This window comes from Picosynechococcus sp. PCC 7117, from assembly GCF_001693275.1.
Lineage (GTDB): Bacteria > Cyanobacteriota > Cyanobacteriia > Cyanobacteriales > MRBY01 > MRBY01.
Genome location: NZ_CP016477.1, coordinates 1,701,231 through 1,723,963, shown reverse-complemented (window position 1 = coordinate 1,723,963; position 22,733 = coordinate 1,701,231). Strand labels below are relative to the sequence as shown.

Sequence of the window (22,733 nt, the reverse complement as noted above, 5' to 3'; positions counted from 1 at the left end):
GGGCAATTGATCACTCAACTACGGAATTAGGCGCGGTTCGCCTCATTAATTTCAGCCAAAATCTTGTCTGCTCCCTGGGCGATCGCCTTTTGGGCTAATTCAATGCCCAATTTCTCCGCATCGGCGCGGCTACCACTGACCTCATCGCGGATTAAGGTTTGGCCATCAAGGCTCGCAACCATCCCCACTAAAGTTAGGCGATCGCCTTCAATGGTTGTGTTGACCCCAATCGGTACTTGGCAGCCCCCCTCCAACTGACGCAGGAAAGAGCGTTCTGCATAACAGCGATCGCGGCTCTCGGCATGTTCGAGTACAGGCCGCAACAGACCCAAAATCTCCTTATCCCCATCCCGGCATTCGATACCCAAGGCCCCTTGGCCCACGGCATGGAGGGAAATATCACTGGAAATAATCTGGTGGATGCGATCGCCAAAATCAAGCCGTTGGAGACCCGCCGCCGCCAAAATAATCGCATCATACTCGCCCCGGTCTAACTTCGCCAGACGTGTATTCACATTGCCGCGAATATCTTTAAATTCTAAATGGGGGAAGTGGTGCCGCAGTTGGGCCAGACGCCGTAGCGAAGAAGTGCCAATCACCGAACCGCTTGGGAGGGTTTCTAGCTTTTTATCCCGATGCTTTTCGTTAACCACCAGGGCATCCGCCGGGTCAACCCGTTCCGTGACACAGCCGAGCATCAACCCCTCAGGCAAATTCGTGGGCAAATCCTTCAGGGAATGCACCGCAAAATCTGTCTCTCCCTTGAGCATGCCGTCTTCGAGTTCTTGGGTAAATAGCCCCTTATCGCCAATTTTCGAGAGGGCCACATCCAGCACCTTATCCCCTTGGGTTTCCATGGTTTGGACTTCAAAGGTGATCTCTGGGTAAGCCTTTTGGAGCTCATCCCGTACCCAATAGGTTTGGACTAAAGCAAGTTGGCTTTTGCGGGAGCCAATCCGCACAGTGCGTTTCGAAGGGGTCTCAGCGGTCATATCAATTCGGATTTATAAAAATGATCTTAAAATTTTGACTCAAACTAGGGTATCGCGTTGTCCGTCCCTAATCGCAGAATTTTTTCTGAGAACAACCGGAAATGTTACAACTGTTCACGAAATCCCCAAAAATCAGAGTCCCAATCCTAGGGCACGAGGCGGACAAATTTCTTTTTCCCCACCCGGAGCACCTTATCTACTAATTGCTCCGGCTTCTCAAAGGCGAGATTCATGTCCGTGATCCGCTCATCATCGAGGCGAACTGCACCTCCTTTAATTTGGCGACGACCATCCCCACCGCTGGAACACAGGCCAGAAGCCCCCAAAATATAAAACAGAGGCGAGGGGAATTCCACTGCGCCCAGGGAAAATTCGGGAATATTGGCGGCGGCGACATCCTGTACAGCTTTCTCCGCATCTACCGCCGCTTCAGCCCCATGGAACTGAGTAACAATGTCCCAGGCCAGGAGTTTCTGCTGGTCACGGGGGTTTGTCGGCAAGGTTTGCAGGTCTTGTTTAGTGAGCAGTTCAAAATAGTCCTTCAGCAAGCTATCGGGGGTATTCTGTAACTTTTGGTACATGGTGTGGTGATTGTCCTTGAGGCCCACATAGTTATTGAGACTTTTGGACATTTTTTCTTTGCCATCGGTACCGATCAAGATAGGCAGCAATAGGCCGAATTGGGGCTTTTTCCCAAAGTGTCTTTGCAGATCCCGCCCCACGGCAATATTAAATTTTTGGTCAGTGCCCCCAAGTTCTACATCTGCATCCACGGCCACCGAGTCATAGCCCTGCATTAGGGGATAAAGAAATTCATGGATATAAATCGGGTTTTCGCTTTGGTAACGTTTGGCAAAGCCTTCTTTAGCTAGCATTTGCTGCACCGTCATTGTCGCCAGCAGTGCTTGGATCTTGGCTAAATCTAAATCCTTGAGCCATTCGGAATTATAGCGAATTTCGAGGCGGCCTGGGGTCTCAAAATCGAGGATTGGTCGCAGTTGCTCTAGGTAAGTTTCGGCATTTTGTTGCACGTCGGCAGCAGTGAGCTGTTTGCGCACTTCTGATTTGCCGGTGGGGTCGCCAATCTGGGCGGTAAAATCGCCAATAATCACCACTGCGGTGTGGCCCGCATCTTGGAATGCACGCAGTTTACGGAACGGAATACTATGGCCGAGGTGGAGATCTGAACCCGTCGGATCAATGCCTAATTTGACCCTCAAGGGGCGATCGCCTGTCTGGAGAACCTGGGCTAAATTTTCTTCAGGATTATCCGGAAAAATTTCGCTGGTGCCACGGGTTAGCCACTCAAGATTCGCAGACATATTCACAGGGGATTTTGTTAACTCAATTGTGGAAATTTAAACCTGCCTATTGTGCCATATTCTGCTGAGACTATTGAATGCAGCCAAGCGATAAGCTGCCTATTCTGGGGTTGCGGTTGTGGCTTCAGGATTTTCGGCCTTTTCCTTCAATTCAAAATAAGCCGCCATCACATCGCGCACCATCGGCCCAGCCACAGAGCCACCACCACCACCGGAATGTTCTGCAAAGGCGACGACAACGATCTCTGCCTCGTCATAGGGAGCAAAGGCACCGAACCAAGCATGGTTTTCCCGGGGGGGAGCTTCAGCCGTGCCACTTTTTCCCGCTGCCGTCGGAATCCCAGGAATATTGAGCACTGTACCAGTACCGTTAGTGACCACGGCCCGCAAGCCTTGGCGAATAGTTTCTAGGGTACTGGGGGCCATGTTGAGGGACGTTTTCACCGGAGTATCGGTTTGGACGAGGTGGGGTTGCACCAAATAGCCCCCATTCGCTGTCACCGCAAACATCTGGGCCACCTGTAGGGGGGTCGCCAACGTTAAGCCTTGACCGATGGACATATTTACGGTGTCTCCCACATTCCAGGGGCGCTCGAGGCGCTCTTGGGTCCAATCATCATCCGGAATTAGACCGCTGGTTTCTTCGTTGAGTTCAATGCCAGTGGGGGCACCAAACCCAAAGCGGCGCGACCAATCAATCAGGGTTTCACCGCCAACACCCCGCCCCACCTGGCCAAAAAAGGTGTTACTACTCCAGGCCATCGCTTTCACGTAGCCAGCGGCCCCAAAACCAGCCCGGTTCCACTCATAGAAACGAACCCCGGCAGCGGCGAGGTAAGGACTGGTGCTCAACACTGTATTGGCTGGATATTTGCCGGATTCCATCCCGGCGGCGGCGGTCACAACTTTAAAAGTCGATGCTGGCGGAAACCCACGAATAGCACGGTTAATGAAAGGATCGCCCTGGGCAGTGACGGCGGCCCATTTTTCGGGGGAAATGCGATCAGAGAAGATATTCGGATCAAAGTTGGGGTAACTCGCCATCGCCAAGACATCGCCATTGCGCGGATCGAGAGCGACGATCGCCCCTTTGCGTCGTCCCAAAACCCTCTGGGCAACCTTTTGAAGTTCAGCGTCTAGGGTAAGACGCAGATCTTCCCCGGCCTGGGCTGGTTTTTCTCCCAGGATTTTCACAAATCGGCCATCGCGGTCCACTTGAATTTCTTGGCCTCCCCATTCCCCACGCAGACGGGATTCTAGGGACGCTTCTAGACCTAATTTACCGATGTAATCCTGGAGGCGATAGCCTTCTGCTTGGCGGGTCTCAAATTCTTCGGGGGTTAATTCTCTCGTGTAACCGAGGACATGGGAGGCCGTATCACCTTCGGGATAATAACGCACCGGTTCGATGATCACCTCTACTCCGGCAAGGGTCTGGTGATGTTCTTCGATGGCAGTGACTTGGGCAAGGGTCAAATTGCGGGCGATCGCCAAGGGTTCAGTGGCATAAATATCTTGGGATTCTAGGCGCTTTTCAATTTCGGCGGGGGCGATGCCTACCAACTGGGAGAGCAATTGTTTTGTTTTTGGCCAATCGGGTCTCGTGCGGGCTACGGGCCACACATAGACAGCATGGGCAAGCTTTGTGGTGGCTAGTACTTTGCCATGGCGGTCAAACATATTGCCCCGGATCGGTGGTTTGGGGGCAATGCGGACGCTATTGTTCCGGGCCGTTTGTCGCAGTTCATCTCCCTTAACGAGTTGCAAAAAAGCCAAGCGGGAACCAATGCCGCCCAGGAGTGCCAAGCTAACGGCAAACATAATTCCCCAGGGACGAACACCCCGGCCAACGGTGCGACCCGATTCTTTGCGTGAGGCTTTTGCAAGGGGAGAAATGAGGGTCATGGGTGCCTAGGAGAAAAGGGAAATTGATTCTAATTTTAGCGTGCGCATTAGGCTTTTTAGGTCAAGACGAAACTGAGTAGGACTAAGCCCAGGTTGATCAGATAAAAAGCGCCAACAATCTGGGTTTCGGGCCAGCCACTGAGTTCTAGGTGATGGTGAATCGGGGCCATTTTGAGGAGTCGTTTCCCTTGACCGGTTTCGTCTTTGGTGGCTTTGTAATAAGTGACCTGGGCAATGACAGAGACAGCTTCAATACAAAAAATGCCACTGATAATCAGCAGCCCCCAAATGTTGCCGCTCAGGATTCCCGCTGCGGCCAACCCTCCCCCCAGGGCAAGGGAACCGGTATCCCCCATGAAAACTTTTGCGGGGTTGCGGTTGTGGTAAATAAAACCGAGACAAGCCCCACTCAAGCAAGCACAAAGTAAGCTCAGGCCAGGATGTGCGGGCAAAGCGAGGGCACCCACGCCCAGGAAGGCGATCGCCCCTGTGCCCCCGGCCAGCCCATCGACACCGTCGGTGAGGTTCGTGGCATTACTTTCGGCGACCATGGCAAAGCCAGCCAAGGCCCAAAAGAAAACACCGAGGGGTAAACTCAGTCCCGCAAAAAAGGTAATTGTCGTCAGTTCTGGAGCAGTGAGGGCAAGCCAAATACAAAACACCACGGCGATCACAATTTGCAGGATCAGTTTCATCCGGGGGGAAATGCCTTTATTGGACTTGAGACGCAGCACTTGCCAATCGTCCACCCAACCGATGACACCATAGGCGAGGGTCACGAGGGCCACGGCGATCGCCTCTGGATCGAACCCCGCAAAGATTACTCCAGCAATTAGACCAACGGGCAGGAAAATGAGGCCGCCCATGGTGGGAGTTCCTGCTTTTTTGAGGTGAGCCTGGGGGCCTTCTTCGCGAATAATTTGACCCGTCTTCAGCCGCCGCAATAGGGGCACGATCCACACCCCAAAGATCCCCGCCACAATCGCCGAGACCAAAACCGGAATCCACAGGGGCAAAATATTGCTAGGGTTCAGTTGGGGCTGATGGCTAATCAACACAGCAAGGCCCACGAGCAGGACGCTCAAGAGACCTAGCAGTTGGGTGCCAGAGGGTTTCTGAAAAAAGAGAGGCAGTAACGATTTGCTTTCCACGGGGTTATTTGGCGTTGATCAAACTCCCCAAAAAGATAGCATCTCCCTGGCTCTATCTCGCCTCACCCAGGGGACTTTGTTTTGGTCGAGGAGTATGCCACAGTGAAAATTTCATTTAACTGTTATGGGGGCTAATCAAACCATGGCGATCGCCACAGAAAAAATTACCGTCGGCAACCTCACTTGGTTCTACCGCGAGACCGAAAAACAAGACAATGGCCGCCTGCCGATCCTCTTTCTCCATGGACTGCCCGCCCACAGTTACGGTTGGCGCGGTGTGTTGGAACGTTTAGGGGCCGCAAATTTTCACTGTATTGCCCCGGATTGGCCTGGATCTGGTTTTTCGAGCTACCCCAGCAGTCGGGAATTTTCCTACCGAGCCGAGGCGTTCCAAGGGGCGTTAAAGGATTTTCTCGCTGCTTTAAAAATTGAGCGTTGCCACATTGTCACCCAGGGATTTCTCGGCCATGTGGGGGTTTTATTTGCCCTCAACGAACCAGAAATTTGCGATCGCCTGGTGATTCTCAATAGTCCGATCCTGCCGGGGAGTAAACTGCCCTGGGTGATGCAGCAGTGGGGCTTACCCCTCGCTGGGGAGATGCTCACCCAGGATCCGCTGTTGGTAGACCGCACCCTCGAAAAAGGTAGTGGCTTCGTGATTGGTGATAGCGACCTCGCCACCTACCGCAAACCCTACAAAACCAGTTCTGCCGTGGGTCGTGCCCTGATGACGACGGTGCGTCGCTTTGAGTTAGCCAAAGTTTTGCCAGACTTGGGCGATCGCCTCAAAAATCGGCCTGCGCCGACCTTGTTTCTTTGGGGGACTCAAGATCCTTGGTTAGACAATGACCAGATCGAAAACTGGGTCAAAACAGAAACCGCCCACCGTTGGGAAGCCCTGCCCGAAGCGAAACATTATCCCCAGGAGCATTTCCCAGAGGCGATCGCCCCTGTACTGAGTGAATTTCTTGCTTAGAAAACTAGGGGAGCCATAAAAAAATATGAATGGCACCAGCAGAAAACCTAATCTCAGTCCTATCAGAATTCTTCGCAGTACTCCGCCTATACCCTAAGGGTTAGGGGGTGGTGTAGCGAAGCGCGACCGGAGGGAGCAAGTCAGTCAATCTCAGGTTGTTGCTGAATGTATTGCTTGAGGACAGAAATAGGGGCGCCCCTACAAGAAATGAGGCAGTACGAGCGACTCCAAAAAATAGGCTTGCCGTGATAAACCGCATTTAAATGATCGCCAAATTCCTTTCGGAGTAATCGACTCGAAACGGTTTTGAGATTATTAACCAGCTTGGAAGGCTGAACTTTGGGATTGACGGAAATCAATAAGTGAACATGGTCAGCTTCCCCATTGAACTCAAGTAAGTCTCCCTCCCATTTGCTGAGGGTGGCAGAGAATATCTCTTGCATTCTGTCCAGCATCGGGCGGGTAATACATTTGCGACGATATTTAGTGCAAGCGACCAAATAAAATTGAATGTTATAAGAACAGTGATAAAGACGTTTTAAGGGGGGTGACACTTTAGGCGACTAAGCTAAAATATAACTATGCTAACACTGACCCATGAGTACAAGCTAAAGCCAACCAAGCAACAGATTGAGACCATAGAAAATAGTCTCAATGTTTGTCGCAAGATATGGAATTACGCCCTGCGCGAGCGCAAAGATTGGAGCGCTTCAAGAAAGTGCCCTGTCAATGCTTGCCCGCTGCATAGCGAGTACATCATGGCAGCGGATGCCCCTTACCCGAATTATTTCTTTCAAGCTAAATCCCTCACTAAAGCAAAGAAATCTAGCCCAGAACTCAAATCTGTCAATGCCCAAGCCCTTCAACAGGTACTCAAAACTTTAGAGAAGGCGTTCAAAGACAGAAAAGAGCGGGGTTTTGGGTTCCCACGGTTTAAAAAACCAGGGCAAATGCATTCATTCATGTTCCCTCAGCTAGGGAAGAATCTTTTGGGGGATGGGTGGGTCAAGCTACCAAGTATTGGCAAGATTGGCATTCGACAATCGCGAGACTACCCAGAAGGCTTTCAAGTAAAGCAAGCAAGGGTGGTCAAGCGTGCATCGGGTTATTATGTGATGCTCTGTTTTACGTCAGAGATAAACGTTCCCGATGCGCCACTGGCAGGGGCAGTAGTTGGCGTAGATGTTGGGCTGGAATATTTCTTGTCGGCCTCTGATGGGTTGCAAGTTGAGAGGCCTAGGTTTTTTGTTGAGTTGCAACGCGAGCTGAAATTGCTGCAACGACGACTCAGAAAAAAAGTAAAAGGGTCTAGCAACTGGAAGAAACTCCAGTGCAAAATAGCAAAGCTGCATGAGCACATCAAGAATACCCGCAAGGATTTTCACTTTAAGGTGGCTCATCACTTATGTGATAGGGGGGATGTGATTGCAGTGGAAGCCTTGAATCTCAAAGGGTTGTCCCGTGGGATGCTAGGAAAACACATGCTTGATGCTGGCCATGGCCAATTCCTCAATGTAATTTTGCCCTGGGTCTGCTGGAAACGAGGCAAAGGGTACCTCAAAGTAGATGCCCGTGGAACCTCTCAGGAATGCCCTGATTGTGGCCATGTTCACCAAAAAGCACTGTCAGACCGTCAGCATAATTGTGTCAGGGTGGTACTAAAAGGGTAATGACGGTTTTGTTAAGGTAGAACGGAAGTCATTGACTCCGACCCATGCCTCAATGTCCCAGCTGTCAATCCCAACATACAGTCAAAAATGGGCACATCCACAACGGTAAACAGCGCTTTCTCTGCAAGCAATGCGGTCGTCAATTCGTGGAACATCCCACCAATAAACTCATTGATGCTGAAACCCGCGCTCTGATTGACCGTCTGCTTTTCGAACGTATTTCGATGGCCGGCATCGCCAGAGCTGTTCAAGTTTCTGAACAATGGCTGCAAAATTACGTCAATATGAAAGCAGCACAAGTACCAAGAAGGGCCAAGGTTGTCCCCAAAAAAAGGGGTCTTTAAAGGTGCAGTGTGACGAACTCTGGTCTTTTGTTGACCACAAAGGCAATAAACAGTGGGTCTGGCTGGCCCTTGACGTTCAAACCCGGGAAATTATTGGTCTGCACGTTGGTTGCCGTGGTCGAGAGAGTGCAAAAGCACTGTGGGCGTCATTGCCTGGGGTATATCGGCAATGTGGAGTCTTCTACACGGATGAGTGGGAAGCCTACCGTGGCGTATTCCCTTCAAAGCGTCATCGGGTGGTTAGCAAACAGAGTGGTAAAACCAGTTATATTGAGCGCTTTAATTGTACTGTGAGGCAAAGGATGTCACGGTTTGTGAGACGCAGTCTAGCCTTCTCCAAGTGTGTATTTAATCACATTGGACTATTGTGGAATTTCATCCATCACTACAATTCCTCATTACCCCTTTAGTACTACCTGTGTCAGTTGTGGGGCATTAATGCCACGGGATATCGCCAGTGCGATTGTAATTAAACAAAGAGCGGTGGGGCGCACCGTTCAAGAAAAAGCTTGTGGAGACGGTCTGTCGGGGGCAAGGTTCGCTTTGTCTAGGCAAGAGTCTGTGAATCAAGAATCTCCATCCATACCCGTAAGGTTGGTTGAATGAGCGTCAATTGTGAGATGATGTTGGCAATTGAAAACCTGATAACGTCATTAAGCTTTAATACATAACCATGATGCTACGTTTGCGGTCAGTTTTGTCCTTGCTGTTAGTGGTCATCACCACTTTTCTCGTCAGTTGCTCTAGCCCTGCGGTCAAAGTACCTGATACCTACACCCCCGACCGGATTTCCCAAATCCAAACCTATATGGTGCCTGTTAGCGAAGCCCGCGAAGGCATGGAGACCCTTGGGGAATTTGTTCAAGCCGATAACTGGGTAGATACACGCACCTATATTCACGGGCCTTTCGGGTTCCTACGTCGTGATCTGACCTATCTTGCGAATACCCTGCTGCCGAATGACCAAAAAGCAGCCAAGGATCTCATCGATGAAATCTTTGCTCATTTGGAACGTCTAGATGTTGCGGCCCAAGCCCGGAATGCAACTGCGACTACAACGGAATATAGAAATGCCCTTGCGGATTTTGATGCTTTCTTACAGTTGATCCCAGGTGATGCTGAAGCAAGCTAGTTAAAATTTATTCGGTTTTAAAAAAATTCCTTGTAAAAGTGATGAGGCGGTCAGGCGATCGCCTTTTTTATTGGCAGTTTTCACGTATCTCAACCTACATTTGTTTTCTGGCAATAGTCGGCACTGACTGTATTGAGACCTTGATCTGTATAAATCCCGGTTCTCGTCATACCGATAAAACTTGAAACGACTAAACAACGTTTATAATTTGTATTTTCACTATAAAGTACAATTGTTCGCTTTCGGTTAAATCGTCCCTGATAGTCAATCGAAATTTGATCTGTTTGATTATACTGAATTACAACGTTCTTTAAACGACGAGGGCCATCAATTGAACAAGTCGAAGAAATGGTCGGGTTTTTGGTTTGCTTGGCTGGCAATTGGATTGTACAGTCTGTACTTTTTTTAATTGCTTCTCTCTGGGAACTTTGAATCACCCCACGTAAGATATTTGCCGCTTCATTGACCCTGCCCCTTTCTACAAACGCCAAAAAGCTAGGGACAGAAATTCCGGCAAGAATTCCAACAATCACTAACCCTGCTAATAATTCAAATAAGGTGAAGCCATAATTTAGATTTATATTTTTTCTGCTGATAAAGTTTGCTATCTTCATTGGCAGATGAACTCCCTAGACTTGACTTAAGTCAATCATACAATCAAATTTTGTTAGTCGTTCGTATAGGGTATGGGAATCTAATTCAGCCTCTCAAAAAAATAATCATTTTATTTTCATTTTGAGCAAGTGGCATCTATAGGCTTTAATGGATACATCATTTTAAAGCCAAATACATATCAACTACCTAGTAGACAATGCAAGACTTTGGCGTTGTTGTGACTATACTTTGAGGCGTTAGAGAATCCCCACTAATATTTCTAGCAACGACTGCATAACATCTTTGTTTATTCGTAGAAGAAGTGGTGAAGATATGAGTTGCCTGTTTATCTGTAAAGATGGGATTGCCATTAAAGCGCACAATTGAGGTTGAGTTTTCGATGTCACTACGGTTTACTGTAGGATTACAAGTCTGATTTTTGTTGTTGCTTTCACAAGTAAAGACATAATAACGACCTGCCGAGAGTGAGAAATCCCAGGTAATGTTAACGGTGTACTCGGTTACATTATTACTAGCATTAGCTGATGTAAGACTTGCAGTTACATTGGTAGGGGCATTGTTAGAGACAGTGCCTGTCGCAGTACAAGCTCTCAGGTCTCCTCGTGTTGGTGTCTGGCCAAAGGTTGTAAAAGTATTCCAACTGGTACTAGACAAGTTATTAGAAACATTGAGAGTGCTACCATTGTGCCAACCAGTAAGAGAAGAGCCAAGGGTTGTGGTAAACCCAGCACCTGTCCAAATGCTTTGTACTGTCGAAGCAGTTTTGCCCACTAAATCTGGAACCACACAACCAGTCCCAGTAATTGTGACAGATGAGCTACAGATTAAATCAGTCCCAGCCGCAATACTTTGAGCATTTACTACATCAGTAGTACTTAAGAATTTCTCTTCGATTAGGTTTCCTGCAGGAAAACCAGCACCTGTCCATCTGGTTCTGGCTGTACTCAAACTGATTTTTGCTGGATCGGCGACTCCTGTACGCTCCATAATCGGTACAGTACAGACTTGATCATCCACTTTGATGAGAGTGCCGCAGTCTATTTCGTATTCACCATCAGCATTTAGGGTTTCGGTCATAACATCTCCTGAAATAGGATCTCTAAATTCAAAACCCGCAATATTGGCTCCACTGGCAACCTCAGTAGAATCAAAAGTATCAGCATAAAAACCTGCACTGCTCCAGTTACTTTGAGCCGTGCTCACATTTCGACCGACTAAGAGGTCAGGATCAATTGTGCAGGTTGCAGCAGGCTTAACTTCGATATCAGCATCACAAAATTCAATTGTCCCAGGAGCAATACTCTGCCAAGTTAGGTTCGTATTAGCTGGGCCAGTGTAGGTTAGGTTTCCAGTAAATTGGGCGCTACTCCAAAGGGTTGCACGATTATCAGAGTTTGTTCCCCGGAACTCGGGAACAGTACATTTTGGTTCGCCAATAGTAACCGGAGCAGAACAGAATATGTTTTCTCCTGCAGTAGGCGACTGATAATCGACAGTAAAGCTAATTGTTCCTGGACGAACTTCTTGATCGATATTTGTGAAACCTGCAGTAGTCAGGTTCGCAATGGCCACAGTATTTAATTGACCAGTGACATTAGGAACAGTGCAGGTTTTTTCAGTCACCTGAATAGAAGCAGTGCAGATAACCTCTGTTCCATTATTTTGAAAGGGTTGAGGAGAAAGAGCTTGGCTTTCGATGGTTCGGTTTATAGTGCTTAGATCGGTGCTTGAATCGATTTCAAAGCCGTTAGCAGTAAAACTCCCAGTAAAATCACTACTATTCCAGTTGCTGTAAGCTGAACTAATCATTGTAGAGCCATTATCATAGTTCGGCACTGTGCAAATGTCATCGTCATCACCTGCGTCCATCGTTGTGCTGCTACAGTCCTGAACGCTATTGGCAGGAAGCCCTTGGATCGCAATTTCATTATCAGTTCCAATGAGATTCAAATTATTGATAAAACCAGCAGTATCCCATAGATCTTGGGCTTCAGTTTTTGTTTTCCCAACTAAATCGGGAATAATGCATCTTTGGGGAGGCGGTGCATTTCGGGTCACAAATTTTGTCGCAACAATTAGAAAGTCTTCTTCAGAAAGACTGGCTTTATCCTCAACATTAAGGCGACCATAAAGGGCAAGATCCGCAGTCCGGAAAGCACTGTTGATACAAACCACAAATCCTGTATTTGGAATCGCGATAAGATTATCATCACCTGAACAGCCAGTACCAGAAAGACTACTAATGTCGCTAGCAATACCGTCTACCAGTACTTCGGCTGGACTGTCGCCTTCTTTTCTACGAATCACTCCGGGCCCTGACCAAACATCACTAGAAGCAACTGGATCGTAGTAATATTCAACAACACTATTATCTGCTTTGATAATTTGTAATCGAGTATCAGCGGGACTATCCTCATTTCCTCTCACACTACTTGCTTCACGAACATCATCGGCGATAAAGTCTAGGGCGCGGTTTAGTTCAATCCGACGTACTGACTGTAGTTCAGAGACTTGATTTTTCTTACTGACAAAAACGATGGCATAGCCTGCTGCACTTACCACAATGGAACTCATGGCGATCGCCAAAAGAATTTCCACAAGCGTAAAGCCGCGATGTTTTAAAGATTTGTAGCGTGCAAACTTACCGACTTTCATGGTTTAGGAGACTCAAAGGGAAAGAAAATGATGATTACAAAATAGTTTTTATAGATAAAATCTACAATTAATCGGAATTGCTTTATTTTAGATTGTAGTAGAGTTTTCACTTTATACTTGACCTGTAATGCATTTAGTTGCATCAGTGGATGTGTCACTTGTTCCAGATGTATTATAGATGCCGACACGAATTAATCCCAAAGCCCGCGAGATAACCAAACAGCGTTCATAGTTTCCATTTCCACGAAAGACAAATACTTCTTGACCATCATTAAAGTTATCCTCTACTGGCACACCCTTAAAATCTAATTCGATGACATTAGCAGGGTCATTATTAGCAAGGGTATGACGATAGGTTACTCGAGACATTACTCTGGGGCCAGTAACTAAGCATCCTCCGATAATATTGACAGTCTGACCGGATGGGCTAAAAGTAAGATTACAAGTATTGCTTTTTTTAATAACTTCTCGCTGTGCCTCTTGAAGAGCGCCTCGAGTACGATTAAGCGCTTCATTCACTCGACCACGATTGACGAGTCCCAAGAAACTAGGGGCTGAAATTGAAGCTAGAATCCCCACAATCAACATCCCTGTAAGGAGTTCAATTAGCGTAAAGCCTTTTTCAGCGGGAACAATGCATGGTTGATTAATCATTAAGTTATTCGTTTTTCCTTATCTAATCCAAGGACATTCAGTAGATGCTTCCGGAGTGATTTCTGCCTGTAGCTCTGCAATTACAACACCATTGGGACTATCTGTATCTCTGATAGAGTAACTTAAGCGAAGGACATTCCATTCGGGATAGCTTTCTTCTCGGCGTAGCTCGTAGCTTTTATTGAGGAGAGTAACTGGCGAATCCACGGGAGGCAAAGTGCCAGCAAAAGAATTAATAAAGGCTGTGGAGAAGCTTGCCTGACAGAGTTGAATTAACTGACTATTAATATTTTCAGGGTTTGCGGAAGTAGATAAAAATCGCAATTCTTCGAGGTCGGCACGGATAACATTGGTGGCTTCACTAATTCGGCGTGCTCGAACTTTAAACACTGTACCGATCACGATCGCCTGAGTCGCGATCAAAGTAAAGATCAGTGCGATTAAAATTCCTGCGAGGACTTCAATGAAAGTAAATCCTCGGTCTTGTCGTCGATTTAGACACAACAGTAGTGACCAGAAATTAGCCATTGGGTAAACGTTTCCAATTGATAAAAGGTCGGAGGATAGGCGGATTGGGATTGCTGCCTTCTGGTATTGGCGCTTCCCCAAGAATAGCTTCTACTTCTATAAGGTCATCTTCGGTTAATTCTTGTTTGACAATAATTTGGTTGGAACTTGACCCACAGGGCAGGGTAGCGCCATCAAGTAGGGTAAGTTCACTGTTGGAAACTTGCTTTACCCAAACTGTGCCATAAATGGTTGCTTCCGCTCCTCCTCCACCATTTACACCATAGGTGTAGTCAGGCCCCAAGACAAAGTAGCTCGACTCTGGAGTCCCGTTCACACAGAAGTAATAGTCGGGTTTAGCAAATGAGCCAGCGGGTGTTCCCGTATTTCCCTTGCCATAAAGTTGGAAGAAAGATTTGTTCTGGGCTGCATTGACCGTACTCATTTCTAAGTGACGGATAGTAGAAGTTCCGCCAATGTTTACACTCCCATTTGCATGAAAAATAACCATTTGCTGACGGGTTTGTCCTGAAACTGTTTTTGTTCCCGTCCGAATCGTAATGCGTCCGTTGCCCCCTAGATTAATACTCACAGGACTTTTTGAGCCATCAGGGGCAGTACCGATATTGTAGTGATAAACTTCAGTCGGAACGCCATTGATAGTTCGCAGGATATGTTTATCTCCTGAGCGAGGGAACGTCAAATCAAGGCCATTACCATTGATAGCGGCAAGTTCGTTACGATCTGCCAGAGCAGGGAGCGCTGGTAGACTTGGAAAAGGAAGACCTGGGGCGGGAATCACTTCTCCTGGACCGACGATGGCATCTTCTAAGTCTTCGATGACTCCATCGGCAAAAATGTCACAGCCTGAGCCAGTAATGCCGCTAATCATAATATCTCCTTCTACTTTTTGATTTCCGGCTAGATAAGGAGAAAAAGTCCAGAGTCCAGGAACACCTTGAATAGAAGGCTGGTTTTTGAGAATTGGAATTTCTACATAAACAGAACTGACTGCAGTGCCTAGTTCATTATCACCAGTATCATCTTCACTGTCGGTATTTACTCGTCCCTTCACTTGGAGAAGACCGCGCCCAATAAGAATGCCTGCATCAATATCTGATTCTTCATCTTTGGAGACACCAACATATTCATAACTAACTACTTGAAATTGCCCTTCTTCTGGTCGATTTTCATCGACATTTACCCATACATCGTCAATATATCGTTCTAGTTCATCAATAGACTCATCAATAGCAGTTTCTGTTAGACACTGATCAACAATCACTGGATTGGTACTGGCATTAAGAACTAATGTTTCCCAAGTTTGACCATTCTGCCAACTGTAGGAAGTGAGGCTATTGTCTGATGGATATTGGGAAAAAACACGGTTTGCAGTGAGAAAATTATAGACCCGGTTAATCCCCGTTTCTGCTGCCGCTAAACCAGAAGATGTTTCACGCTGGGCGATCGCCGTAGTTTGATCATCCTGACTTCGGAAAATCATTGTTGCCCCAACAATAAGCATGAATAGCCCGATCCCAAACACTAATGGCAAAACAAAGCCATCCTCATTAATCTGAGAGTTAAGTCTCCGTCGCCGTATTCTTAACCATGCTTGGAAGAGAAAAAACTTCATAGCGCGCACCTAATCCTGATGCAACCTATAGTACCGACTATTATTATCTTATCTAAAATGAGTATTCCCGTCCTAGAGTAAATATCTAGCCCAAATTAAAATTAAGTTTTCCTAAAGCAAGCTATCGTGACTCTGATCACGATGAAACTAATATTTACTTGCGCTGAGCAGATACGTAGCGATCGCCCCCGGCAAAGTCATGAATGATCTGAATTTGAGTGTAATGACCATTGTCTGCGAGTAATTGCGCCACCGCTTCCCCCTGGCCACGCATCAGTTCAACGAGCCAAATACCACCAGAAATCAGATAATCCGGCGCTTCATTCACCAAAATTCGCAGATCAGCTAATCCATCTATGCCCCCGTCAAGGGCGCTGTGGGGTTCGTGGCGATAAACCTCTGGCTGCAAGTCCGGCAGTAAGACAGCAGGAATATAGGGGGGATTGGAAACCATACCCGCCACCTGTCCCTGTAGGTGTTGCAGCGGTTCCCACCAACTGCCGTGGTAAAACTGAATTCGATCTTGCAATCCGTAGGCGATCGCATTTTTTCGGGCGACCTCAAGGGCAGCGGCACTCTGATCAACAGCATGAATCGTCGCTGCGGGAAAACTGTCGGCCAGACCCAAGGCGATCGCCCCACTGCCCGTTCCTAGATCGACCCAATGACCTGTGTGTAAATCATGATGACTCGCCTGAGCCAGATCAATTAAATATTCCGTTTCGGGTCGAGGGATCAAGACCGCAGGGGAAACAACTAGCTCAAAATTGCGCCAGGGCGTTTTCCCGACAAGATATTGCACCGGGATTTTCTCTTGGCAGCGCCGTTCCCAGAGTCGTGAAAGTTCAACCAAAGACACCTGACTCTGCACGTCTTCCCGAATCCCCAGCCGCAAACTCAACCGATCCACGGTGGTCAGCCCCTGGAGAAACCAATCCACTTCCTCAACAGAAATATCGGTGGCGATCGCCTGGGTTTTGGCCCACTGTCGCCACCGTACTAAATCCTGAGCCGCAATAATCTCACTCAAGAATCAACCGTTCCCAATACCCTATTGTTGTTGCCGTTGCTGCTCAATGACAGCTTGGATCAACTGGGCCGATTCCGTCGAGGGAATTAGGGTCATCGACTCCAAAAATTCCTGCTCCTCTGCGGGTAGATCCTCATCGAGCAGTTTTGCGATAAATACCTCAAGGGGCATTACATTAATACTCAGCTCTTCATCTTCCGGGAAAGCATCTAATTGCTCAAGAATCGGCTGCACTTCAAAGAAAACAGGGATCTCACCGTTGCCATTGTTGTCATCCCCTGCCAGAGTTGGGAAAGAAACAATATCTTGTCCGTTGGCATCCTTTTCCTGAATCGAGAGGAAAAATAAAGGCACACCGGGGAAGTTTTCCTGTTGCGTCACTTGGGCCGCCGCATTTAACTGCGCCATGGTCGGCAAAAACTTAAAGGTCAAATCTTCTGCTTCATCGCTCTGGGCAAACTGGTAGATCTTATCCAAACCGATGGGAAGAACGTTGGCCTCTTGCCACAGGGCCGCTTGAGCTTCTAGTTCAGCGACAATTTGGGGATCGGCATTGGGTTTTGCCCGTTCCGCATCGAGGAGTCTTTTTGATTCTGTTTGGCGGGCCGCCACGAGGTTTTCGGCATCCGAAAGACTCACAAAAACGCCCGTAACCCCCGACTCGCCGCCATTCTGGTCGGTGACTGTCGCAAAAATGGGCTGTCCTTCGTCGTTGATCAGCATATACATCGGAATTGGCCGGAGCTTTTCGACGACGGCTGCCTCAGGGAGCGCCAACACACTGCCATTAACACCTAAGATTGTGCCGGCGATTACCGTGCCCATCAGTAGGGCTTTTTGACCCAAACGAACCAGACTTTTCATAAATAAAACCTCAAACAAAATAACTGCAAGATTAGAAAAATTAATCCTAAAAAAATAAGCCGTCAAAATACTGTGGTTTACGTCTTAGAAATCCCCATTAAAAAAGCGGCAATCTACGCCATGATCTAGATAAACTGGGGTCTCCCATGGATGACGGATGTTGCAGTTTATCAATGTATTCTAGAGACGTGGCTCCGTAAATTGGAGTTCCATTTCGTAAATGTTTATACTCAAGTTCCATTGCAGATAGAAAAGTATCGGCATAGGCTGGCCAACGACTTCGACTCTAACACAAAAAATTCAATTATTCTGGGGCGATCTAGGCTTTTGATTGAAGTGTCTTGGCTGACCTGGGGTGGTCAAATTAATGGCGGCGATCGCCACCAGAAAGTTTTAAAACTTAAAAAATCGGGATGACAGGATTTGAACCTGCGGCATCCTGCTCCCAAAGCAGGCGCGCTACCAAGCTGCGCTACATCCCGGTGAAATACCTCAGCTAGTATAACTTAGCTGCAGGCGGTTTGCGAAATCATTTTTAGCTTGGATACCAAAACATCCCTTTAATCCCTTCTGGATCAAGGATAAAACCCAACCGCCGATAAAACTCCACCACCTGGGGATCAGCAAAAAGCGTAATATTGCTAATATCTGACTCTCGCAGTTTTTTGATAATGAACTGCATCAGGCCTTTACCTAAACCCTGGCTCTGGAACTGGGGATGAATCACCACATCCCACACCGTCGCATTGAAGGCACAGTCAGAGGTGGCCCGGGCAAACCCAATGAGACGCCGCCGTTTACTATTGCGCACTTCCCAGACGGTGACCACCAGAAAGCTATGTTGGATCGCTTTGCGGACTTTACGAATCGGGCGTCTGGCCCAACCGACTTGATCACAGAGTTCTTCTAGTTCGTAGAGATCTAGGTCGCGATCTAGGCTAAAGAAAATACGCGGTTGGCCAGCAGACTCAAGTTGTGAATCACTGATCTGGACATTTGGAACATCAACGGTGGGATTAAATAGTCGTTTTAGGAAACCCATGCTCATTTTATGGGGGCGATCGCCTCGGATGAAGTCGCAGGACATGACAAATAAATATTCTTGATAATCTTACAAGATCTTTTGCGAAGGCTGACTGTGGGCTGCCGGGGCACTAGGGAGCAGAAAGAGCAAAATTCCTGGAGTACACTGTAGAAAATAAGGGTTATTCGGAGATCACAAACGCATCATCGTCTTTATCGTTGAGTATCTTTAGCCCCACTGCCCCCCATTAACTATGGCCGCCACCCTCAAATCTTCTAATTTAGATCTACTGAAACGTTTCAACCGTTCATTTCCCGAATTTTACGAACAATTCGTCAGTAGCGAAGCGCAATTTCAAAATCTCCAGTTAGCCTACCAGCTCTACCGGGCCAAGAAGCCGATTGTTGAGATTAGTCCCGAAGGCAACCGGAGCGTCTTCCAGTTTGCCTACCGAAACCAATCTTTTCTTTTAAGTGACATTTTCGGGATTCTCTTAGCCTACGGTTTGAAGATCCATAGCCTCAGTCTGTATGGACAAATCCAAGCGCCGATGCTCGTTTTTATTAAGATTAGTCTTGATCGCAATAATCAGCCCCTCGCCCCAAATACCGCCGGAAACGTCTGTCGAGCAGTGCGGGAAGCCCTGGCTGGGCGCTTTGAAGTAGAGGAAATGTTGGCCGTCGAGTTTGATTTTGCAGAGGGGCTCGCCGAGGTGCATACGGAATTTTACATTGACCCTGTTTTTCACCTGCCGACTCTAATCATCGAAGCCAAGGAACAGGAAGGTTTGTTGTACCGGGCCATGTATGCGATTTGGCAGGAAGATTTGTTAGTGATTAATGCGAATTTGGTGTCTTGGCGTGGCAATACAAGGCTGATTTTGTATCTTTTTGGCCCCAATGAAAGCGCGATTCCTGAGTATTTAGGCCAACGAATTGCGAGTAATGTGCGCGATCGCCTGCTGCACCTTTCATGATGTCCCTAGACAGGGCAACCTGGGAGAACGCTCTTGGGTAAGATAAAGGGTGGTAGAACTGTGAGCCCATTGGTAACAAGATTTTATGGCAACAACGGTAATTCGCGATGTGCTCCATGCCTATGACTTTACCCCCAGCGATCGCCCCGCAGATCCTGCCGGAGAAGAGACCGAATATCCCACTCTTGTTTTTATCCATGGTTGGCTCCTAAGTCGCGCCTATTGGCAGCCCCTCATTGATCTTTTAAAGCAAGATTATGCCTGTCTCGCCTACGATCTCCGAGGTTTTGGGGAATCTGCTGCTAAGACCCAAGGCGATCGCTACCCAGACCAAGGCTACACTCTCCAAGATTACGGCACCGATCTTCGACATTTACTCGACACCCTCAACCTCAGAAACGTTTGGCTTGTGGGTCATTCCCTAGGGGGGAGTATTGCCCTATGGGGGGCCGCCATTTGTCCCGAACGGGTGCGGGGAATTATCTGTATCAATGCTGGGGGGGGCATTTATCTCAAAGAAGACTTTGAAAAGTTTCGCAATGCTGGCCAGAACCTCGTCAAAAATCGCTGGCCCTTCCTGAAACATTTACCGTTATTGGACTTATTTTTTGCCCGGTTAATGGTGCATCGTCCCCTCTCAAGACAATGGGGAAAACAGAGAATTCATGACTTTCTCCAGGCCGATGCCACTGCCGCCCTCGGTGCTCTCCTCGAAACAACCACCGAACAAGAAGTGCATTATCTACCGCAGTTGGTGGCGCAATTAGGCCAACCGGTTTATTTTTTGGCAGGACAGCAAGATCCCGTCATGGAACTGAAGTATGTGCGCCATTTAGCCAGCTTTCATCCTAGTTTTGGTTGTATGGGCAATAATGTCCGAGAAATTGATCACTGCGGTCATTTAGCAATGGTTGAACAAGTCGCCTCAGTGGCAGAAAATATCCGCAAAATTTTAAATCAATATCACCCCTAAAAAGACTGTAAAAGTGCAGGGAGATTGTCTACAATGCTTAGTAGAGAAATGTTACTGTGCTCTGCCCAAACCTTGGAGAAGCTTATGCTACACCGCAAGATTAACCAAATCTGCAACGACGAAAAAGAAGTTTGTATATTCTTGCGGGATCAACAGCGCTGGATTGAAAATGCAACCATTACAGCGTTTGAGGGAGAAATTCTCACAATCCGTTATGAAACGGAAGAAGATGACGAAATTTCCTCCTGGGAAGAATTAGTGCGCCTAGAAAGCGTCGGTGCCATTACCCAAAAACTCGCCTCGGTGCCGAAGATGGACGTGGAACTGGCGATCGCCGAAGATTGCCCAGAAGCGGAGCAAATTTTCCCCCATTTCCCCGATTCCAAAAACCAAGACTAAATTTCTTCTGACAGATCTGGAGCCTGGGCGATCGCCTGAAACTCCGGACAATACCCCTCTGGTGTCACCTTAAAGCGATACAGGGGGGATTTTGGTTGTTGGCAGCGCAATCCTTTTTGGAAACGGCAGTTGAGGCAACAATCTAAGTTGTTAAATCGTTGGGCATCGACATTATGGTGCAGCAGTTCCCGCTCGTTAATGCCCCGCAGTACGAGTTCTTCCCCTTGCCAGCGCGCTTCCACCAGGCCCGTATCTGCAAAGGTTTGCCAGCGGGGATCATCGTTGAGGCTATTGGGCAAACTGATGGTGATCCAAGCCCCCACTTCATTGATTTCCCCTTCGTATTCTGTGCTGTGGGGGCCTGCTGGTTGGATAAAAGTGGCCCCAATGGGAAGCTCAACTAACTTGCCAGCGGCGGGACAATGGAGTTGGTAGCGGCTTTGGAGTTCTTCGAGGGCGGTGAGATCTTCTAGGTCTTGGGAAGAACCATGGAAAAAGACAACGTGTTGGGGCCGCAAGTTATGGATTAACTGGGTGGTATTGCGACCATCGCTGTGTTCGGCGAGGAGATAGGTTTCGATTTGGACGTGCTTTTTAGGGGCGATCGCCGCGAGGGGAGGCGCTTCAATATCTAACCAAACCCCTGGATGTTCCGGTAACAGGAGTAAACAAGAACATTCCTCTGCCTCACAATACTTGGCGAAATCATTGGTGTAATCGGTGATGATCACATGGTTGCCCTGGTGTAGATCTGGATATTCACCTGGAGCGAGGCGGTGCATCCGGGGATACACCCGGTCATCCCAAAAGAGGGCTTGGTGACGGGCGAAATTTTGTACTGGATTTGGCAGTTCGGGCAAAATCTCTAGATACAAATCACAACCACGGGCCACTTGACCTTCCACCCAAATATCGACTTTTTTGCCCGTAAATTGGTGGTGCGATCGCAGTAATTTGAGGATTTCTTGGCCGAGGCCGAGGCGCGGTACCGGCAAAATTACCGATTGACCAGCGTCTAGGGCGTCGAGAATCCGTTGGGTGAGATATTTTTCCTGTTGACGGCGGTGGGGGTGACGCATGGTGCCATAGCTACCCTCGATGATCAACACATCGGGCTGGAGACCCCGCAGGGCCTCAATGGATAAGCCATTCACCAACTGAAAATGGGAAACGGAAAAATCCCCTGTATAAAATACCGTGTAATCTCGCTCTGGGGTATGGAGCGTAAACAAGGCCGCCGCCGCCCCTGGTAAATGTCCAGCGGGGAAAAGTTGCAGGGTTAAATTTTTTGCAATTTCTACGGGCGATCGCCAGGGCAGCACTTGACCCAACTCAGCGGGAACTTTTGTCCCAGGCCAATTGAGGGGCAACAATGCTTGGGTCGCAGCACTGAGATAAATAGGGACTGCGGGAAAATGGCGATGTAGAGCGAGAATTCCCTCAGCGTGATCCCGGTGGGCATGGCTGCAAAAAACAGCATCGGGCATTTTATCCTGGGCCAGAAAATGCTCAAAATCCTTGACACCACAGTCGAGGAGCAGTTGATAAGGCCCCAATGTCAGAAGCAGACAAACACCTTCTGCTTGTTGGCCAGTGGCGTAGGGCAGACAGGATAATTGAGGCAAATCAGGCGCGACGGCAGGGGGCATTGGGCACAAAAAATCCTAGAATCCCAAGGAGGCGATCGCCGCAGGAGATCCTAGAGTATCTCAACGAACAATAAAAGACATGCTTAAGGGAACTTGTGGCGAAACTCCCCAAAAAATGTGGGTAGGGGCATTAGTGGGCAGAACCATTGCCGTGGTAATCATCGGAATCATAAAAACCATTTTGGGTACCGAAAAAGAGACAAGCCACGGTAAAGACACCAGTCAAAGCCAATAAAAGTAATTTGATATCCATAGGGTT

At 48.0% G+C, this 22,733-nt stretch carries 22 protein-coding genes and 1 tRNA gene; 7 read left to right on the top strand and 16 right to left on the bottom strand.

Translation table 11 applies throughout. The annotated features are described in order from the left end of the window. Nucleotides 1-26: 26 nt before the first annotated feature. From hemC to mraY, 4 genes are all read right to left on the bottom strand, one after another. Nucleotides 27-992 carry a hydroxymethylbilane synthase gene (hemC, locus tag AWQ22_RS08295; protein WP_065710772.1) on the bottom strand — a complete coding sequence of 322 codons (966 nt, stop codon included), beginning with the start codon at nucleotides 990-992 and terminating at the stop codon, nucleotides 27-29. Nucleotides 993-1,138: 146 nt separating this feature from the next. Beyond that, nucleotides 1,139-2,320 (bottom strand): tyrosine--tRNA ligase, encoded by a 1,182-nt coding sequence (gene tyrS, locus AWQ22_RS08290; RefSeq protein WP_315862408.1) that lies wholly within the window; start codon nucleotides 2,318-2,320, stop codon nucleotides 1,139-1,141. A gap of 93 nt (nucleotides 2,321-2,413) precedes the next feature. Continuing rightward, a complete protein-coding gene (gene mrdA / locus AWQ22_RS08285; RefSeq protein ID WP_065710770.1) occupies nucleotides 2,414-4,219 on the bottom strand; it encodes a penicillin-binding protein 2 in 1,806 nt (601 codons plus the stop codon). Between the two features lie 56 nt (nucleotides 4,220-4,275). Further along, on the bottom strand, nucleotides 4,276-5,370 hold the full coding sequence (gene mraY, locus AWQ22_RS08280) for a phospho-N-acetylmuramoyl-pentapeptide-transferase (RefSeq protein WP_065710769.1): 1,095 nt from the start codon (nucleotides 5,368-5,370) through the stop codon (nucleotides 4,276-4,278). A gap of 124 nt (nucleotides 5,371-5,494) precedes the next feature. Between mraY and AWQ22_RS08275 the strand changes: the two genes are divergently transcribed. Further along, nucleotides 5,495-6,346, top strand: coding sequence for an alpha/beta fold hydrolase (locus AWQ22_RS08275; protein WP_065710768.1), 852 nt, complete (start codon nucleotides 5,495-5,497; stop codon nucleotides 6,344-6,346). A gap of 140 nt (nucleotides 6,347-6,486) precedes the next feature. Here the strand turns inward: AWQ22_RS08275 and tnpA are convergent, their stop codons facing one another. After that, a complete protein-coding gene (gene tnpA, locus AWQ22_RS08270) occupies nucleotides 6,487-6,900 on the bottom strand; it encodes an IS200/IS605 family transposase (protein ID WP_030007004.1) in 414 nt (137 codons plus the stop codon). A 27-nt stretch (nucleotides 6,901-6,927) separates the two neighbouring features. Here tnpA and AWQ22_RS08265 point away from each other — a divergent pair, with 27 nt between their 5' ends. The 3 genes from AWQ22_RS08265 (at nucleotide 6,928) to psbQ (ending at nucleotide 9,492) form a co-directional block, all read left to right on the top strand. Further along, nucleotides 6,928-8,016, top strand: coding sequence for an RNA-guided endonuclease TnpB family protein (locus tag AWQ22_RS08265; RefSeq protein ID WP_065710767.1), 1,089 nt, complete (start codon nucleotides 6,928-6,930; stop codon nucleotides 8,014-8,016). 44 nt (nucleotides 8,017-8,060) lie between these two features. After that, nucleotides 8,061-8,770 (top strand): IS1 family transposase gene (locus AWQ22_RS16555; protein WP_397428282.1). Its coding sequence is split into 2 segments (ribosomal slippage): nucleotides 8,061-8,346 and nucleotides 8,346-8,770, totalling 711 coding nucleotides; the frame shifts between segments, so codons are not numbered across the junction. Nucleotides 8,771-9,033: 263 nt separating this feature from the next. Then, complete coding sequence (gene psbQ / locus AWQ22_RS08255; protein WP_223209910.1) at nucleotides 9,034-9,492, top strand: photosystem II protein PsbQ; 459 nt, start codon at nucleotides 9,034-9,036, stop codon at nucleotides 9,490-9,492. Between the two features lie 89 nt (nucleotides 9,493-9,581). Here psbQ and AWQ22_RS08250 read toward each other — a convergent pair whose 3' ends face one another. From AWQ22_RS08250 to AWQ22_RS08205, 9 genes are all read right to left on the bottom strand, one after another. After that, the gene (locus AWQ22_RS08250; RefSeq protein WP_084448977.1) at nucleotides 9,582-10,106 is read right to left on the bottom strand and encodes a Tfp pilus assembly protein FimT/FimU; all 525 of its coding nucleotides are present in this window, start codon (nucleotides 10,104-10,106) and stop codon (nucleotides 9,582-9,584) included. A 187-nt stretch (nucleotides 10,107-10,293) separates the two neighbouring features. Continuing rightward, nucleotides 10,294-12,762 carry a prepilin-type N-terminal cleavage/methylation domain-containing protein gene (locus tag AWQ22_RS08245; RefSeq protein ID WP_065710765.1) on the bottom strand — a complete coding sequence of 823 codons (2,469 nt, stop codon included), beginning with the start codon at nucleotides 12,760-12,762 and terminating at the stop codon, nucleotides 10,294-10,296. A 111-nt stretch (nucleotides 12,763-12,873) separates the two neighbouring features. Continuing rightward, on the bottom strand, nucleotides 12,874-13,416 hold the full coding sequence (locus AWQ22_RS08240) for a Tfp pilus assembly protein FimT/FimU (protein ID WP_065710764.1): 543 nt from the start codon (nucleotides 13,414-13,416) through the stop codon (nucleotides 12,874-12,876). 18 nt (nucleotides 13,417-13,434) lie between these two features. Next, entirely contained in the window at nucleotides 13,435-13,944 is a 510-nt protein-coding gene (locus AWQ22_RS08235; protein WP_084448976.1) for a prepilin-type N-terminal cleavage/methylation domain-containing protein, read from the bottom strand. Beyond that, nucleotides 13,937-15,559 (bottom strand): hypothetical protein, encoded by a 1,623-nt coding sequence (locus AWQ22_RS08230; RefSeq protein ID WP_157094599.1) that lies wholly within the window; start codon nucleotides 15,557-15,559, stop codon nucleotides 13,937-13,939. Before AWQ22_RS08230 ends, AWQ22_RS08235 begins: the two co-directional genes overlap by 8 nt. Nucleotides 15,560-15,713: 154 nt before the next feature. Then, complete coding sequence (prmC, locus tag AWQ22_RS08225) at nucleotides 15,714-16,589, bottom strand: peptide chain release factor N(5)-glutamine methyltransferase (RefSeq protein ID WP_065710761.1); 876 nt, start codon at nucleotides 16,587-16,589, stop codon at nucleotides 15,714-15,716. A gap of 21 nt (nucleotides 16,590-16,610) precedes the next feature. Then, nucleotides 16,611-17,453 carry a Tic22 family protein gene (locus AWQ22_RS08220; RefSeq protein ID WP_099238604.1) on the bottom strand — a complete coding sequence of 281 codons (843 nt, stop codon included), beginning with the start codon at nucleotides 17,451-17,453 and terminating at the stop codon, nucleotides 16,611-16,613. Nucleotides 17,454-17,861: 408 nt separating this feature from the next. Next, nucleotides 17,862-17,935, bottom strand: a tRNA-Pro gene (locus AWQ22_RS08210). A 53-nt stretch (nucleotides 17,936-17,988) separates the two neighbouring features. Further along, nucleotides 17,989-18,495 carry a GNAT family N-acetyltransferase gene (locus AWQ22_RS08205; RefSeq protein ID WP_030007011.1) on the bottom strand — a complete coding sequence of 169 codons (507 nt, stop codon included), beginning with the start codon at nucleotides 18,493-18,495 and terminating at the stop codon, nucleotides 17,989-17,991. 235 nt (nucleotides 18,496-18,730) lie between these two features. Between AWQ22_RS08205 and AWQ22_RS08200 the strand changes: the two genes are divergently transcribed. The 3 genes from AWQ22_RS08200 to AWQ22_RS08190 all read left to right on the top strand — a co-directional run bounded on the left by AWQ22_RS08200 (nucleotide 18,731) and on the right by AWQ22_RS08190 (nucleotide 20,825). Continuing rightward, the gene (locus tag AWQ22_RS08200) at nucleotides 18,731-19,453 is read left to right on the top strand and encodes a hypothetical protein (protein WP_030007012.1); all 723 of its coding nucleotides are present in this window, start codon (nucleotides 18,731-18,733) and stop codon (nucleotides 19,451-19,453) included. 85 nt (nucleotides 19,454-19,538) lie between these two features. Then, entirely contained in the window at nucleotides 19,539-20,426 is an 888-nt protein-coding gene (locus tag AWQ22_RS08195; RefSeq protein ID WP_065710759.1) for an alpha/beta fold hydrolase, read from the top strand. Nucleotides 20,427-20,510: 84 nt separating this feature from the next. Continuing rightward, the gene (locus AWQ22_RS08190; protein ID WP_012307207.1) at nucleotides 20,511-20,825 is read left to right on the top strand and encodes a DUF6679 family protein; all 315 of its coding nucleotides are present in this window, start codon (nucleotides 20,511-20,513) and stop codon (nucleotides 20,823-20,825) included. On the opposite strand, the gene AWQ22_RS08185 is transcribed toward AWQ22_RS08190, so the two are convergent. Together AWQ22_RS08185 and AWQ22_RS17280 are read right to left on the bottom strand one after the other, a co-directional pair. Next, the gene (locus AWQ22_RS08185; protein WP_065710758.1) at nucleotides 20,822-22,474 is read right to left on the bottom strand and encodes an MBL fold metallo-hydrolase; all 1,653 of its coding nucleotides are present in this window, start codon (nucleotides 22,472-22,474) and stop codon (nucleotides 20,822-20,824) included. The genes AWQ22_RS08190 and AWQ22_RS08185 overlap by 4 nt on opposite strands. A 130-nt stretch (nucleotides 22,475-22,604) precedes the next feature. Continuing rightward, complete coding sequence (locus AWQ22_RS17280; protein WP_041443506.1) at nucleotides 22,605-22,727, bottom strand: membrane protein; 123 nt, start codon at nucleotides 22,725-22,727, stop codon at nucleotides 22,605-22,607. Nucleotides 22,728-22,733: the final 6 nt, after the last annotated feature.